Consider the following 15,029-nt stretch of genomic DNA (forward strand, 5'->3'; position numbering starts at 1 on the left):
GGGCTGGGGGCTTATTGGGGCCTTAGACTTCGGGTATGCGGTTCTTACCATGTTCTACCGATTGTAATCAAGCAAATCTATAATTTGAATATGACTACAAATACCCCAAAACACTCCAAAGTTCTGATCCTCGGATCCGGCCCTGCTGGCTATACAGCAGCTGTCTACGCAGCCCGAGCCAATTTAAGCCCCACCCTAATTACTGGCCTTGCTCAGGGCGGTCAATTAATGACCACCACCGACGTCGAAAACTGGCCGGCGGATGCTGATGGCGTTCAAGGCCCAGAGCTGATGGAGCGTTTTTTAAAGCATGCCGAACGCTTTAATACTGAAATCATTTTTGACCATATTCATACAGCAGCCCTGAAAGAAAAACCGATTCGCCTAGTTGGCGATTCCGGAACCTATACCTGCGATGCTTTAATTATTTCCACTGGCGCTTCTGCTCAATATATTGGCTTACCAAGTGAGGAAGCATTCATGGGCCGTGGTGTTTCTGGTTGCGCAACTTGCGACGGCTTCTTCTACCGCAATCAAGATGTTTGTGTAGTCGGTGGTGGTAATACTGCAGTTGAAGAAGCGCTCTACCTGACCGGTATTGCTAAAAAAGTAACCGTCATTCATCGTCGCGATAAGTTCCGCGCTGAACCAATCTTGAATGATCGCCTCATGGCAAAAGTTTCTGAAGGCAAAGTGGAACTGAAACTGAACTCCACTCTCAACGAAGTTCTTGGCGATGAAAAAGGCGTTACTGGTGTGCGCATCAAGAAACAAGATGGCAGCACTGAAGACCTTGCTGTAACAGGCGCCTTTATTGCAATTGGTCACAAACCGAATACCGAACTCTTTGTTGGTCAGCTCGACATGAACAATGGCTACCTCAAGACCCATTCAGGCCTTGAAGGCAATGCCACTGCTACTAATATCCCTGGCGTGTTTGCTGCTGGCGATGTGCAAGACCATATTTACCGTCAAGCCATTACCAGTGCTGGTACAGGTTGTATGGCTGCATTAGATGCGCAACGTTACTTGGAAACATTAGAATAATTTCTAGGTAACTGAATTTGCATTAGAGCAATAAAAAACGCCTAGCAATGCTAGGCGTTTTTGTTTAGCGCATCCAATCTCGCCTGCTCATCATCTTCTTTTGTATGCAACTCAATTTCAACATTAGTAGTTGCATCCAGAGCATCTTTATTTACAAATCCTTTGGGAAATGTCTCCGGATTATTAGGATCCACAGATATCTTAATCGTAATTTCTCCTTCTGGACATACACTTTGATCGCCAAAAAAATCTTCAGATACATTCGAGTCATTGAGAAAAAATGAGGTCCACAAATTCTTCTTAGTCATAGAGCCCCTTTATAAATAAAATACTAGTATTGCATTTAATAATTACCCAAATAATTTGTGGACAAAAAAACGCCTAGCAATGCTAGGCGTTTTTGTTTGTTGCACTTGTATTGCTTAACGTGAGATCACTGGCAAGAGTGGCACGATGAGTAATGCCACGATGTTGATGATCTTGATCAGCGGGTTCACCGCAGGACCCGCAGTATCTTTGTAAGGGTCGCCAACGGTATCGCCAGTCACTGCAGCTTTGTGAGCTTCAGAACCTTTACCGCCGAAGTGACCTTCTTCGATATATTTCTTGGCATTGTCCCAGGCACCGCCACCGGTACACATCGAGATCGCTACGAATAAGCCAGTCACAATAGTTCCCATGAGTAAGCCACCCAATGCAGCTGGACCTAACAAGAGACCAACAACGACTGGGGCAACCACTGGTAAGAGGGAAGGAACGATCATTTCTTTAATAGCAGCAGAAGTCAGCATATCTACAGCTTTACCGTACTCTGGCTTTGCAGTACCTTCCATGATTCCAGGGATATCACGGAACTGACGGCGCACCTCTTCTACTACCGCGCCAGCGCAACGACCTACTGCTTCCATCGCCATCGCACCAAACAAGTAAGGAATCATGCCGCCAATAAAGAGGCCAATGATGACCATGTGATTGGACAAGTCAAAAGATACTTGTTGGCCCATACCCTCTAAAGCATGGGTGTAGTCAGCAAAGAGTACGAGCGATGCCAAACCAGCTGAACCAATTGCATAGCCTTTAGTAACTGCTTTAGTAGTGTTGCCAACCGCATCCAATGGATCGGTAATATCGCGAACAGATTGTGGCAAGCCTGCCATCTCTGCAATACCACCAGCGTTATCTGTAATTGGGCCATATGCATCAAGCGCAACCACAATACCTGCCATGGACAACATGGCTGTTGCTGCAATTGCAATGCCATATAAACCAGCCAACCAATACGCTGCAAAAATCGCTGCACAAACAAAGAGCACTGGGTAAGCAGTTGACTTCATCGAAATACCTAAGCCAGCAATAATGTTGGTACCGTGACCTTTGGTTGAAGCTTCAGCAATATGCTGCACTGGCTTGAACTGGGTACCGGTGTAGTACTCGGTAATCCATACCAAACCTGCTGTAAGCAACAAGCCCACTACAGTTGAACCAAACAAACGCCATTGGCTACCGGGGATGCCTAATGCATCGTCTGGCATGATGAAGTTGGTTACAAAGTAGAAAGCAATCAATGACAAACCACCAGCAATGATCAGGCCCTTATACAAAGCAGGCATCACATTTTTCATGCCAGGAGTTGCCTTTACAAATGAGCAACCAATGATGGAGGCGATGATAGAAACGCCACCCAGCACTAATGGATAAATAATCGCAGCCACTGGTGCGCTAGAAACCATTAAGGATCCCAGCACCATGGTTGCAATCAGCGTAACCGCGTAAGTTTCAAATAAGTCCGCCGCCATACCTGCGCAGTCACCAACGTTATCGCCAACATTATCAGCAATCACCGCAGGATTGCGTGGATCATCTTCCGGAATTCCAGCCTCAACCTTACCGACCAAGTCAGCGCCGACGTCTGCACCCTTAGTAAAGATGCCGCCACCTAAACGAGCAAAGATCGAAATCAAAGAGGAACCGAATGCCAAACCAATCAGGGGATGCAACACGGAAGAGAGATCCTGTCCAGCGCCAATCGATACGAGGAACATAAAGAAGAGGCCAACACCCAAGAGACCCAATCCAACTACCAACATGCCGGTAATAGCACCGCCTTTGAATGCCACATTAAGAGCTTCGTTCATACCCTTGGTGGCCGCTTCCGCTGTCCGCACGTTTGCGCGTACTGAGACATTCATACCAATGAATCCGCAAGCGCCGGAAAGCACAGCGCCAATGACAAAGCCAATCGCGGTCGCAAAATCAAGGAAGAGCGCCATAAGAATGGCCAGAACCACCCCAACCACAGCAATCGTTTTATATTGGCGCGACAAATACGCTGCCGCCCCCTGCTGAATCGCCTCGGCAATTTCTTGCATTTTGGCATTGCCCGTACTTTGCTTCAAAATCCAGCCGCGCATCACAAAACCGTAAATCACGGCCAGGACACCGCACGCCAAGGCAAAATACAAGCCTAAAGTGACATTACTCATGCTTGAACTCCCCAAAGTTAATCATTTGTTAATCTTTATTGTTTTGTATAACTGCACTTAGGTAGACCTGGTTTCCGAAAGCTTTAAACTATGGTCTTTAAGCTGTATCAGTATGTAACAGAATCACCCCTGCGCCCCCTTTTTAGGATCAGGGTATTTACTAATCATTATTCGGAGTATTTATGAGTCTCGAAAAGGTCAAGCCAGGTAAAAAGATCCCTGAAAGCTTCAACGTCATTATTGAAATCCCAATGAATGCTGATCCAATCAAGTATGAAGTAGATAAAGAGAGTGGCGCAATTTTCGTAGACCGTTTTATGGGTACTGCAATGCACTATCCATGCAACTACGGTTACATCAATAAAACGATTGCCGGTGATGGCGACCCTGTTGACGTTCTCGTAATTACTCCATTCCCACTCATTCCAGGTGTAGTTGTAAGCTGCCGTGCAATTGGCATCTTACAAATGGAAGATGAGGCTGGTCAAGACGCTAAATTATTGGCCGTTCCAGAAGACAAAATTTTGCCTATCTATACACACTGGCAAAAACCTGAAGACATGAACCCATTGCGCTTGAATCAAATTCAACACTTCTTCGAGCACTATAAAGATCTCGAAAAAGGCAAATGGGTAAAAGTTAAAGGCTGGGGTGGCGTTGCTGATGCTCATAAAGAAATTCTTGAAGGCATCGAGCGCTACAACAAAGAGAACAAGTAATTCTTTTATTGAAAAGGCTTTGTGATTCGGAGTGAGCACGCAGAAAATTGCCTTAGCCCAAATCAACCCATTACTGGGTGATTTGGCTGGCAACGCGCAACTCATTCACAAAGCCGCTCTAGATGCCTACTCTCAAGGCGCCAAACTCGTAGTCACCCCGGAGCTCTCTCTTACCGGCTACCCCCCAGAAGACTTACTCCTCCGCCCTGCTTTTATTGAAGCGGCGCAATTACAGCTCGAACTCTTGATGAAAGAGCTAGCTCAACATTCTGATCTGACAGTGATCGTCGGTCATCCTAAGCAAACATCCGCAGGTTTGCAAAACTACGCATCTGTTTTACGAAACGGCAAGGTCATTGCGGGCTACGCAAAACAAGAATTACCTAACCATGAAGTATTTGACGAAGTTCGTTACTTCGTACCTGGCAATGAAGCTTGTGTTTTTGAATGCGAAGGTGTTCGCTATGGATTGATCTTGTGTGAAGATGCCTGGCATGCAGGTCCCGCCAAACAATCTCATGCTGCTGGCGCACAAATATTGTTAGTCCCCAACGCCTCTCCTTACCACCTGCAAAAAGAAGCCTTGCGTATTGAAGTGCTCCGTGGGCATATTGCACAAACCAAAATGCCACTGGTTTACGTCAACGCTGTTGGCGGTCAGGATGAGTTGGTTTTTGATGGCGGCTCATTTGCATTAAATAGTGATGGCAAAGTCGTGATGGCAATGCCTCAGTTTGAAACCGGCCTAGGCCTTGTTACAGTGACAGCATCTGGAGAACTAGAAAAAGGTTTGATCACCCTGCCCCAATCTGTTGAGGCGCAGGCTTATCAAGCGCTGGTCTTGGGTGTACGTGACTATGTCACTAAAAATCGCTTCCCTGGTGTGATTATTGGCCTATCTGGCGGCGTAGATTCAGCCTTGGTATTGGCAATTGCAGTCGATGCCTTAGGCGCTGATAAGGTACGCACCGTCATGATGGCCTCTCGCTATACCGCTGATATCTCCTGGATCGATGCAAGGGAGATGGCGAAGAACTTAGGCGTGCAATACGACGAGATTCCGATTAGTGGGCCAGTGGATGCTTTAGAAGCTTCTCTAGCTGAGCAATTTGCCGGTTTAAAAGTAGATGCTACCGAAGAGAATATTCAGGCACGCGTTCGTGGCACTCTGCTGATGGCCCTATCTAATAAAACAGGTCGACTTGTTTTGACTACCGGCAACAAGAGTGAAATGGCAGTCGGCTACTGCACACTCTATGGCGATATGGCGGGTGGCTTTGCAGTCATTAAAGATATCGCCAAGACTTTGGTGTATCGCCTGTGCGCCTATCGCAACAGTATTACGCCAGTGATTCCGGAGCGAATTCTGACCCGCGCACCTTCGGCAGAATTGCGTCCAGACCAAAAAGATCAAGATAACCTGCCCTCTTATGAAGTGCTGGATGGCATTGTTGAGCGCTATATGGAGCAAAACCAATCGATTGCTCAAATCATTGCTGCAGGCTTTGATGGTGAGAGCGTTGAAAAAGTAACCCGCTTAATCAAGCTTAATGAATATAAGCGTCGCCAAGCTCCACCCGGGGTCCGTGTAACCACGCGCGCCTTTGGCCGCGATTGGCGCTACCCTATTACCTCGCAATTTAGAGCCTAGAACGCTCAGCGGGTCGGTTTTTGGTATTTCAGAGCAGATCTAGGTATGATTAGTGCATTAGGGGGAACACATGAAATTAATTACATCCATCATTAAGCCGTTCAAACTCGATGAAGTTCGTGAGTCATTGGCAGAAGTCGGTGTTACAGGCCTGACCGTTACTGAAGTTAAGGGCTTTGGCCGTCAAAAAGGGCATACTGAACTCTATCGCGGCGCTGAGTATGTAGTCGACTTTTTACCTAAAGTAAAAGTGGAAGCAGTAGTTTCTGATGACCGCGTTGAAGCTGCTATTGAAGCAATTACTAAAGCTGCTCGTACCGGTAAGATTGGTGACGGCAAGATTTTCGTGACTGCAGTCGAGCAAGTGATTCGTATTCGTACCGGTGAAACCGATAACGCTGCGGTTTAATTCAACGAATTAAACCTGCGAACCTCTCAGGCCATCAACGCAACTGAGAGTCTGTGGAGTTTGATGGAGCTGCAGGCTGAATAATTTCAGCCGGCTCCAAAATAATTGTTTTACCAGCAGTACTACCCACACGCACCTTTGCACCTTGGTAATACAAATCCACTTGATTTAAACCGCCAGTAAGCACCTTCAATGGTGGCTTGCCATAAACACTTGCACCAACTCCTGGCTCTAGAGTTTTATTCTGGGTCTTACCGGTAGCATCCACCACACATACTGTTTGAGCAGTCTTTGATTGCAGATAAACCATGTCGCCAGCTTTTTTAGGGGCTTCGGGCTTGTAATTGAGTGCGGATGCATCTGCAGGTGGGCATTCCGCCGTAACTGCTACTGGAGTTGGCTCTAGTACCGTTGCTGGAGCTGGCTTAGTCTCTGTCACAGGCTCTGCTGGTGCATTTGCTGGCGCAGGCTCTTGTGCTACTTCTTGAATAATCACCACCTCTTCTTTAGCCGGTTCGGGAAAAAATAGGGGGCGCAAGTTCACTACAGAGAAAATCACTGCCGCACCAATTGCCAACAGTAAAAAAAGTTTCTTTTTAGGTCCTACTGAAGCTTTTGATTTCTGGCTGTAATCAATCGCTTTTTGTGAGAATTTGCTAGCACTGACCTTCTCAGGTTTTAGTTTTGGTTCTGCGACTTTCTCTACCGCTACAGGGCTAGCCTCTTTTTCTTTTACTTTTTCGGTCTTTGCCTTTTTTTCTACCGCAGAAGCTTTTGTCTCCACCTGAAATTTCTCTTCAACATCAGCTGCTTTAACAGGCTGCACGACACCAGAAAAATCAAATGCCTCTTCAGGTGTGAGCTTGAGTAATCCAGCTACCTTTTTTGTTGCTGTGAATTTAACTTGATCACCGTAAAAAGAGCTGCTTTCACCATTCTCAATCTGCTCAATTTGGCGAACAGATAGACAGGCCATTCCCGAAAGATCTTTCGTGCTGAGGCCAAGGCTTTCTCTAGCCTTAGTAAATGCCTCTTTGCGAATCTCAGGGAGTTTGACCGGTTTATTCACTACGCAGTAACCATCTCATATGAAATTAATAAGATTGATAGTAATGCCAAAATGGGACAAGGGTAATTAGCCACAAAGCTAGGTGTTTAATGAATGGTTCTCAAGATTGGATTCAAGATACTTTTTCACCAACGCCTGAACAGAATCCGCATGCATTTTGTCCATCACCCTAGCCTTATGGACTTTAATGGTTGCATCGGTAGTTCCCAGCTTTACAGCAATATCCTTGTTTAGAAGCCCCTTAACAAGCCATCCGCATACCTCACGCTCTCTAGGGGTGAGACTTTCATAATCTTTCTTAGCTTCAACATCTAAAGAAACGCGCTTCAACTGGCGACTATCAAAGTCAATTGCGTCTGCCACGGCCTTTAAGAGCTCCTCTAAATTAAAAGGCTTGAATAAGAAATCTAGTGCGCCCCGCTTAAGGCCTTGAACAATTTGGTGTGGGTGACTTTGACCGCTCACAAATACGATGGGCGTTTTACGACCTAACTTTTGCAGTTTTTCTTGTAAATCAAGGCCAGTCATATCTGGCATCTGCATATCTAAGAGAATGACAGCGGGTGAGACTGGAACTGATTTCTCCAAGAAAACGGTAGCAGACGCATAGTCATCGACAAGATAGCCTAATTCACGCAGCATTCTAGATAGAGAGATGCGCATCGACTCGTCATCATCAACTAGGTATATGTGGCCGACTTTAGTCATTGAATTCAAAGGAAAAAGTGATTGATGACTTAATGTACTGCAGCCTCTTTTACTAAGCTATTAGCTCCTTAGCTAATATATAGATCTAAATCAATGATTTCATTGGCATTTTCATACTGCAGTGCAGCATTTGTAGTAATTAATATGAGCTCATCGATCTAGAGCACCCTTAACCCATCTCACGGCACAATAGAGCCTTTCGACACAAACCTTTTCTGGAGTAATAAGCATGAAACGCCTTAATGAACGCTCGCGCATGGTCACCGAAGGGGTCGCTCGCGCACCTAATCGTTCGATGTATTACGCAATGGGTTACGAAGAAAAGGATTTCGTAAAGCCAATGGTTGGCGTTGCGAACGGCCACTCCACTATTACCCCTTGTAATAGTGGTTTACAAAAATTAGCTGACGCTGCTGTTGAAGCCCTAGAAGCGGCTGGCGCAAAAGCACAAGTGTTTGGCACACCAACCGTTTCCGATGGTATCGGTATGGGCACTGAGGGTATGAAGTACTCCCTAGTGTCACGTGAAGTGATTGCTGACAGTATTGAAGTGTGTGTCAATGGTCTTTGGCAAGATGGCGTTGTCGTCATTGGTGGTTGCGATAAAAATATGCCTGGTGGCATGATGGCTTTAGCCCGCACCAATGTACCCGGCATCTATGTATACGGTGGCACGATTAAACCAGGCCATTACAAGGGCAAGGAACTCAATATTGTTTCCGCATTTGAAGCGGTTGGTGAATTTACTTCCGGTCGATTGAGTGAAGAAGATTTAAAAGGTGTGGAACAGCACGCATGTCCAGGTAGTGGCTCTTGTGGTGGAATGTATACAGCGAACACCATGAGTTCTTCGTTTGAGGCTTTGGGTATGAGCTTGCCTTACTCCTCTACGATGGCGAACGTGGATGCTGAAAAAGTAGCAAGCGCTGCCGAATCAGCGCGCGTACTGGTTGAAGCAGTCAAAAATAACTTGCGTCCCCGTGACATCATCACCAAAAAGTCCATTGAGAACGCAGTCAGTGTGATCATGGCAGTTGGTGGATCCACTAATGCTGTTTTGCACTTCTTGGCCATTACCAGCGCTGCTGAAATTGATTGGACAATTGATGACTTTGAGCGCATTCGTAAGCGCGTTCCCGTGATCGTAGATATGAAACCATCTGGTACTTACCTTGCAACGGATTTGCATCAAGCTGGTGGCATTCCACAAGTCATGAAGATCTTGCTTGACGGCGGTTTATTGCATGGCGATTGCATGACTATCACTGGAAAAACGATTGCTGAAGTATTGAAGGATGTTCCATCTGTACCGCGCGCTGATCAAAAAGTGATTCGCACTTTAGACAATCCTTTATATAAACAAGGTCACTTGGCAATTTTGAAGGGCAACATTTCTCCAGAGGGTTGCGTGGCTAAGATTACCGGCCTCAAGAACCCATCAATCACTGGCCCAGCCCGCGTATTTGATTCTGAAGATGATGCAATGGCAGCCATCATGGCCCAGAAGATCAAGGATGGTGACATCGTTGTAATTCGTTATGAAGGCCCTAAAGGTGGTCCCGGCATGCGCGAGATGCTTGCCCCAACCTCTGCTCTTGTAGGTCAAGGTCTAGGTGAGTCTGTAGGCCTCATCACTGACGGTCGCTTCTCTGGTGGCACCTGGGGCATGGTTGTAGGTCACGTGGCCCCTGAAGCCTACGTTGGCGGCACGATTGCCCTCATTCATGAAGGCGACTCGGTAACCATTGATGCCCATCAACTACTCATTCAGCTAAACGTTGATGAAGCAGAAATTGAGAAGCGTCGCGCAGCTTGGGTACAACCTAAGCCTCGCTACACTCGTGGCTTATTGGCAAAATACGCTCGCCTTGCCAGTACCGCAAGTAAAGGTGCGGTAACTGACTTGAACTTGGGTGACTAAGCTAATCAAGTAAGAGCCTTAAAAGAAAAAGCCCCCAGGTAAAACTAGGGGCTTTTTTATTACGTGTACCACCCAATCTATTGACTTAGTGCTTTATAGCTCCAGAACCCATTGCATTAACTGGCATCTTGACCTCAACATCACCTGCCTTAGCAAACTTCAGCTTCACGGGAACGGTTTCACCTGCAGCTAATGGAGCTTTAATGTTGATAAACATTAAGTGCAAGCCACCAGGTTTTAATTCAACGGCGCCACCTGCTGGCACAGCGATATCCTTCACTTGACGCATCTTCATGACATTACCTTCCATTGCCATCTCGTGGAGCTGCACTTCACCTGCAACAGGTGAGCTGGCAGAGATCAATTGATCAGCAGCGCCTTTGTTTTCAATCTTCATAAAGCCACCGGCTACCTGCTGTCCAGGAACTGTGGCACGGGTATAGGCATCTTCAATTTTGATAGCGTTAGTAGTGACGGTTTTGGAAACGTTTTGCGCCCATGTCGTTCCTACGAAAGCCATCCCTGCAACGGTACACAGTGTTACTAATAATTTTGTCTTCATTTATATTCTCCCGGTAATTGATAAGCGATACATTTAATTATGGTTTAACTATCAAAGCATTTTGCAATTGCTGAAAGTCTACTAAGCCTGTTTTTCTGGTAGCTTTACCATTTTTATCGATCACTATGGTTGTAGGTGTTTCGCCATGCCATTTAGGATCAATTTCATAGCGCAGGCGCTCATCAAAAGGCACTGCGACATAATAATTATTGGCCTTGTCCAGATTTGCTTTGCTCAACATTTTTTTCATCGACTCGATTGATACATCATCAACCTGAATAAAAACTACTTTAGCGCTTGGATTGTTCTTGATAAAAAGACCCCACTGCGGCATCTCTTTAACGCAAGATGGGCAAGTCACCCCCCAAAAATTAATAGCCAGAGGTCCACCATTTGCCGCTTTGATGATGGCCTTCCAATCGCCTGCCTGATAAGGCTTCAGAGAAACTGGATCGGCAAAGGTAAACCCAGCCACCGATAAGGCGAGTATAAAAAAGAGCCAATATTTTTTCATTGCTTTTGTCCGATATTGATGAGTTGGTATCCATCCTGACGTGTAAGCCAAGATAAAAATACATGATTACCTTGGGCTAACAACAATGGATGATCACTGTACCCAGCTGTGCTGGATAGAATTTTAGGAGCCGCCCAAGTTCTTCCATCATCACTAGATTCTTTTAAATATATGGAAGACTGTACCCCATCAAATTCTTTCCATACCAACCAAACTTGCTGGCCCAATGCCAATAGATATGGCCTGGACACATTGGCACTTTCAGCGCCTATGCGAGTAAGCCTGGAATAGGTGGCACCTTGATTGGTGGAATTGGCATAAAACACTCCAGAGCGCTTACTACCTTGGGTATACCAAGCCACATGGAATGTACCTGCGTTTGATACTGCTATGGATGGCCCATGATGCGGGCAGGCATCTGTCTTCCAGTTGTCATCAGCAACCTTGCGGATTGGTCCGGCACCTGAAGCTGAAATCACTTGGCTAGCTTGATCCCGAATGCCCCCAGGAAATATTGCTCTGTACGCCAGCACAGGATTGCCACTGGGATCAAGACTGGCTCCGATGCGACAGCACTCACAACTACTCTCATTAGCAAAGCGCTCTGCCTGGAAGTTTTTGCCGCCATCCTGAGAAAAAGAATAGGCAATTGAGCCACCAAGACGATTTTGTCCACCCTGCTTCGCTGCAGACACTAAACGCTTATCGATCCAAGAGATAAAAATATCGCCATCTGACTTTATCAGAACGGATGGAAAACGCTGACTAGAGCTGTCATTGACCAAGGACTCTGGTTTGGTGAATGTCTTAGCCCCATCAGTCGATCTAGTAGTATTGATTTGCGCATTCCAATTAGCATCTTTGAAAAATGCATATGCCAAAAAGACATTCCCTTGTTTATCAGCAACAATTTGCGGACGTGCATCAGCGCCAGCATCTAATGATTTACCGTGCTCAGCAATTTTGACTGCTGGTGAAAATGTTTTTCCTAAATCAGAAGACTGCGCAACAGCAACTACCCCATTTGCCGTCCATGCCAACAATAGCTTTCCATCCTGCGTAAAAAATGGGGTTGCAGCATTGGCGCACTCCAAACCAGCGCCCTGACAGGTATTGCCAGGCTTTGTACTAGCCATAGACGAATGATCCATTTGTATCTGCGCCTGCGCAGGAAGGCTCAGCGCCCCCAATAGAAGCGCTCCAAGCAATAAGAATCGATTAAAAGAGTATGGGATCGGATTCATGATTAGAGGATGATACGTGCGCCGATAGTAATGCTCTGTGGTTGCCCAGCGATATAACTTCCTTGACTAGTTCCCGTACCGTAAGTGATATAGCTTCGATTGAACATATTGATCACACTGGCAAATACCGAGGCTTCTGGCGTTAATTGGTGGTTCACCTTTAAACCAACAACTGCATAGGAAGGAACTGGTAAGGTGTGCGCGCCATCCAACCAAGAGTTACCAATATAACGAACATTGGCTGTCAGACTAGTCTTTGGAAGCGGTATATAGGTCACTCCTGCATAACCCATGTTTTGTGGCACACCGCCAACCTGAGATCCGATTGGATTTAAGGATGCACTAACCCCCGAACCAATCCAAGTAAGAATAGTGTTCGTATGGGTATATGTACCATCAACAGCCCACTGAGCATTGAGATCATGATGTGCCTGTACCTCAAGTCCACGACTTTGAAGATTCTGATTATTACCATACAAACTAAATGTTTGGCCATTAGCTCCGGTACAAACTGAGATTGGACAACCTGCAGCAGCAGCTTGCACCTGAGAAACATTGGGCGCATAAACTGCATTTTTTACATTCGCATTGAAGCCCGTGATCTGCACAAAGCCCGCATTCCAACGATAGTCAGTCCCTAGTTCATAACCAGTCATGTTCTCGGGGCTCAGCAATGGATTGGCCAGGCTAACGCTCGTTGAATTTCCATAAGTACGAAGCGTGTTGTTCAAGCCAGGAGCATGAAAGCCTTGATATGCTGCGCCTCTAAAATCCAATTCTTTAGTTGCTTGCAAAAGTAATCCTAAATTTGGGCTGAACTTGTTCACGGTTTGATTAGGGACATTGGTGTAATTTTGAACACCATTTGCACCTGCGATCCAATAGGTTGGAGTCTGACTTTGCCATTGATCCTCTCGAAGCGAGAGAGTGGCTTGCAATGGGATGACATCTGTTTTAGCCTTCATTTGCGCCATCACACCATAAAACTGCTGCTGACCTTTTGCATAATCAGAGGAGGTAACTACTCCATTTGCATATCCAGCAGCAGAGCTAAAGGAATTCGTTAAATTCTGTGCAGCTACCTGTCTTCCATCAACACTTACTACTACCTGATTAATGGTTTGATCCTTTAAGTCATGGGTATATTGCGCAGATGCCCCCAGTGTTGAATAAGGATCGTTATAGTTGGCACTAATATAAGCTGGTGTTGCACCGCTATTACTGACATTTTGCTGCCAAAGAGTGGTGTTTTCGTAAAAAGCATTCACCTGAACCTTTTGCGCTGCACTCAAACGCGTAGTTGCTCCTCCAGAAAAAGTAGTTTCTTGAGTTGTCTTGGTAGCAAAGTTATATCCACCAGTTGGTAGATTTTGCATATTGTGGGAACCAAGATTAAAAAATGCATCCGTATCAGAACTTAATTTCAAGGCTCCTTGAAGTCGGTAATTTGCACTGTTAGCGCTTTCAGGACCCATCCCAGGCAATAGAGGCGCTGACTGCCCTGCTTTGTTCTTTGCTGGATAGACTGTTGCCGGAGAAATAGTAGGCTGGTTAATATAACCATCCGTATTAAAGTAGTCCGCAGATACTCGCAGTTTTAATACGTCATTTACTGCCACCTCTTTTGAAGCAGCCACATTGCTTGTATTGTATGAACTGTAACTGGCAGACACTTCGCCTTTGTTATCGTTAATGGGCTTGGTAGTGATGTTGATTAAACCACCCATGCCATAGTTGCCATAAAGATTGGAGACGCCACCGCGAACCAGTTCTACATCCTGCACTGCTGAGAGGGGGACAAGATTCCATTGAATGGTTCCATACATAGCGTCGTTTGCAGGCAGCCCATCGATCAATGCAAGAGTCCGCGCAGCACCAAGACCACGAACATTCAAACTCTGACCGGTGGGGTCCTTTTCATAATACGGTTGATCATTTAAAAATACACTTGCTTGATTCTTTAAGACCTGGTCAACCGTCATTTCCGGGGCGTTTTGAATATCTTCATTCGTCAAAATAGAAGTGTTTTGAGTCATGTCCTTTAGCTCGGTACCAGAGCGAGTGGCACTAACAACCACATCACCTATTTTTTGACCGTAGTCGGGTGGCTGCGCAATTTGTGCTTGCGCGTTGATTAGTACAGACCCAAATAGCACACCCACGCATACGCTGATTTTCTTTTGCTGAAATAACATTTACCGCTCCACTGAACAATACGACAACGTATTGATTAAATCGTTGCCAACTACATAGCTAGGCTATGCCCTAATTTGATTAGGCTTGTACTGGTGGAGCTGCTGAAGGCGGGGTTATCCAAACAGCAAGTGGTTTGGGTGATTGGTAGAAAAGCTGAGGCAGCAAAGCGAAAGTCTGCGGAGCTTCAAATCTGAGATTAGTGTTGAATGCCGGAGTGATAACGCTCTGCGCTACACAATACGGGCAAGGCTTCATTTGATTGGCAACGTCTTTCCCGTCATCTTGAACATCGATTTGCATCTTGCTGCCATCGACAGAACAAATCTCCATTGCAAAACCTTCGCCATGCTTAGCGACTGAAACTGCTTGAGATGCAGCCGGCGCCAGCGCACTCATTGCAATTGCCAAGGCAGCAATCCAGTGAACGAAGCGGTTTTTGGAGGAATTCATGATGATAGGATTTTATCTGACTTTCCCCTACCTCATCTTGGGTTTGCCCTCGTATT

14 protein-coding genes are annotated in these 15,029 nt (G+C 46.0%); 5 read left to right on the forward strand and 9 right to left on the reverse strand.

Annotated features, from left to right (window positions below; translation table 11 throughout):
• The first annotated feature begins 90 nt into the window (after positions 1-90).
• Positions 91-1,047, forward strand: a complete 957-nt coding sequence (gene trxB, locus ICN40_RS10700; protein ID WP_216243905.1) for a thioredoxin-disulfide reductase — start codon at positions 91-93, stop codon at positions 1,045-1,047.
• Positions 1,048-1,097: 50 nt separating this feature from the next.
• On the opposite strand, the gene ICN40_RS10705 is transcribed toward trxB, so the two are convergent.
• Both ICN40_RS10705 and ICN40_RS10710 read right to left on the reverse strand, forming a co-directional pair.
• Positions 1,098-1,355 (reverse strand): hypothetical protein, encoded by a 258-nt coding sequence (locus ICN40_RS10705; RefSeq protein WP_216243906.1) that lies wholly within the window; start codon positions 1,353-1,355, stop codon positions 1,098-1,100.
• 114 nt (positions 1,356-1,469) lie between these two features.
• Positions 1,470-3,530, reverse strand: a complete 2,061-nt coding sequence (locus ICN40_RS10710) for a sodium-translocating pyrophosphatase (RefSeq protein ID WP_216243907.1) — start codon at positions 3,528-3,530, stop codon at positions 1,470-1,472.
• A gap of 182 nt (positions 3,531-3,712) precedes the next feature.
• Here ICN40_RS10710 and ppa point away from each other — a divergent pair, with 182 nt between their 5' ends.
• From ppa to ICN40_RS10725, 3 genes are all read left to right on the forward strand, one after another.
• On the forward strand, positions 3,713-4,249 hold the full coding sequence (gene ppa, locus ICN40_RS10715; protein ID WP_072583820.1) for an inorganic diphosphatase: 537 nt from the start codon (positions 3,713-3,715) through the stop codon (positions 4,247-4,249).
• Positions 4,250-4,280: 31 nt separating this feature from the next.
• Positions 4,281-5,900 (forward strand): NAD+ synthase, encoded by a 1,620-nt coding sequence (locus ICN40_RS10720; RefSeq protein WP_216243909.1) that lies wholly within the window; start codon positions 4,281-4,283, stop codon positions 5,898-5,900.
• A gap of 70 nt (positions 5,901-5,970) precedes the next feature.
• Complete coding sequence (locus ICN40_RS10725) at positions 5,971-6,309, forward strand: P-II family nitrogen regulator (RefSeq protein ID WP_072583818.1); 339 nt, start codon at positions 5,971-5,973, stop codon at positions 6,307-6,309.
• A gap of 34 nt (positions 6,310-6,343) precedes the next feature.
• On the opposite strand, the gene ICN40_RS10730 is transcribed toward ICN40_RS10725, so the two are convergent.
• Entirely contained in the window at positions 6,344-7,378 is a 1,035-nt protein-coding gene (locus tag ICN40_RS10730) for a helix-turn-helix domain-containing protein (protein WP_072583817.1), read from the reverse strand.
• A gap of 78 nt (positions 7,379-7,456) precedes the next feature.
• Positions 7,457-8,086: a response regulator transcription factor gene (locus tag ICN40_RS10735; protein ID WP_072583816.1), complete on the reverse strand. Its 630-nt coding sequence runs from the start codon at positions 8,084-8,086 to the stop codon at positions 7,457-7,459.
• A 229-nt stretch (positions 8,087-8,315) separates the two neighbouring features.
• On the opposite strand from ICN40_RS10735, the gene ilvD reads away from it, so the two are divergent.
• Positions 8,316-10,007, forward strand: coding sequence for a dihydroxy-acid dehydratase (ilvD, locus tag ICN40_RS10740; protein ID WP_216243911.1), 1,692 nt, complete (start codon positions 8,316-8,318; stop codon positions 10,005-10,007).
• An 85-nt stretch (positions 10,008-10,092) separates the two neighbouring features.
• On the opposite strand, the gene ICN40_RS10745 is transcribed toward ilvD, so the two are convergent.
• From ICN40_RS10745 to ICN40_RS10765, 5 genes are all read right to left on the reverse strand, one after another.
• Positions 10,093-10,569, reverse strand: coding sequence for a copper chaperone PCu(A)C (locus tag ICN40_RS10745; protein ID WP_216243913.1), 477 nt, complete (start codon positions 10,567-10,569; stop codon positions 10,093-10,095).
• A gap of 37 nt (positions 10,570-10,606) precedes the next feature.
• Positions 10,607-11,083, reverse strand: a complete 477-nt coding sequence (locus tag ICN40_RS10750) for a TlpA disulfide reductase family protein (RefSeq protein WP_216243914.1) — start codon at positions 11,081-11,083, stop codon at positions 10,607-10,609.
• Positions 11,080-12,327, reverse strand: coding sequence for a sialidase family protein (locus tag ICN40_RS10755; RefSeq protein ID WP_216243915.1), 1,248 nt, complete (start codon positions 12,325-12,327; stop codon positions 11,080-11,082). Before ICN40_RS10755 ends, ICN40_RS10750 begins: the two co-directional genes overlap by 4 nt.
• Positions 12,328-12,329: 2 nt before the next feature.
• Positions 12,330-14,522 (reverse strand): TonB-dependent receptor, encoded by a 2,193-nt coding sequence (locus tag ICN40_RS10760; protein ID WP_216243916.1) that lies wholly within the window; start codon positions 14,520-14,522, stop codon positions 12,330-12,332.
• A 79-nt stretch (positions 14,523-14,601) separates the two neighbouring features.
• Complete coding sequence (locus ICN40_RS10765; RefSeq protein WP_216155635.1) at positions 14,602-14,973, reverse strand: DUF2946 domain-containing protein; 372 nt, start codon at positions 14,971-14,973, stop codon at positions 14,602-14,604.
• Positions 14,974-15,029 lie beyond the last annotated feature (56 nt).

This window comes from Polynucleobacter sp. Fuers-14, assembly GCF_018882045.1.
Lineage (GTDB): Bacteria > Pseudomonadota > Gammaproteobacteria > Burkholderiales > Burkholderiaceae > Polynucleobacter.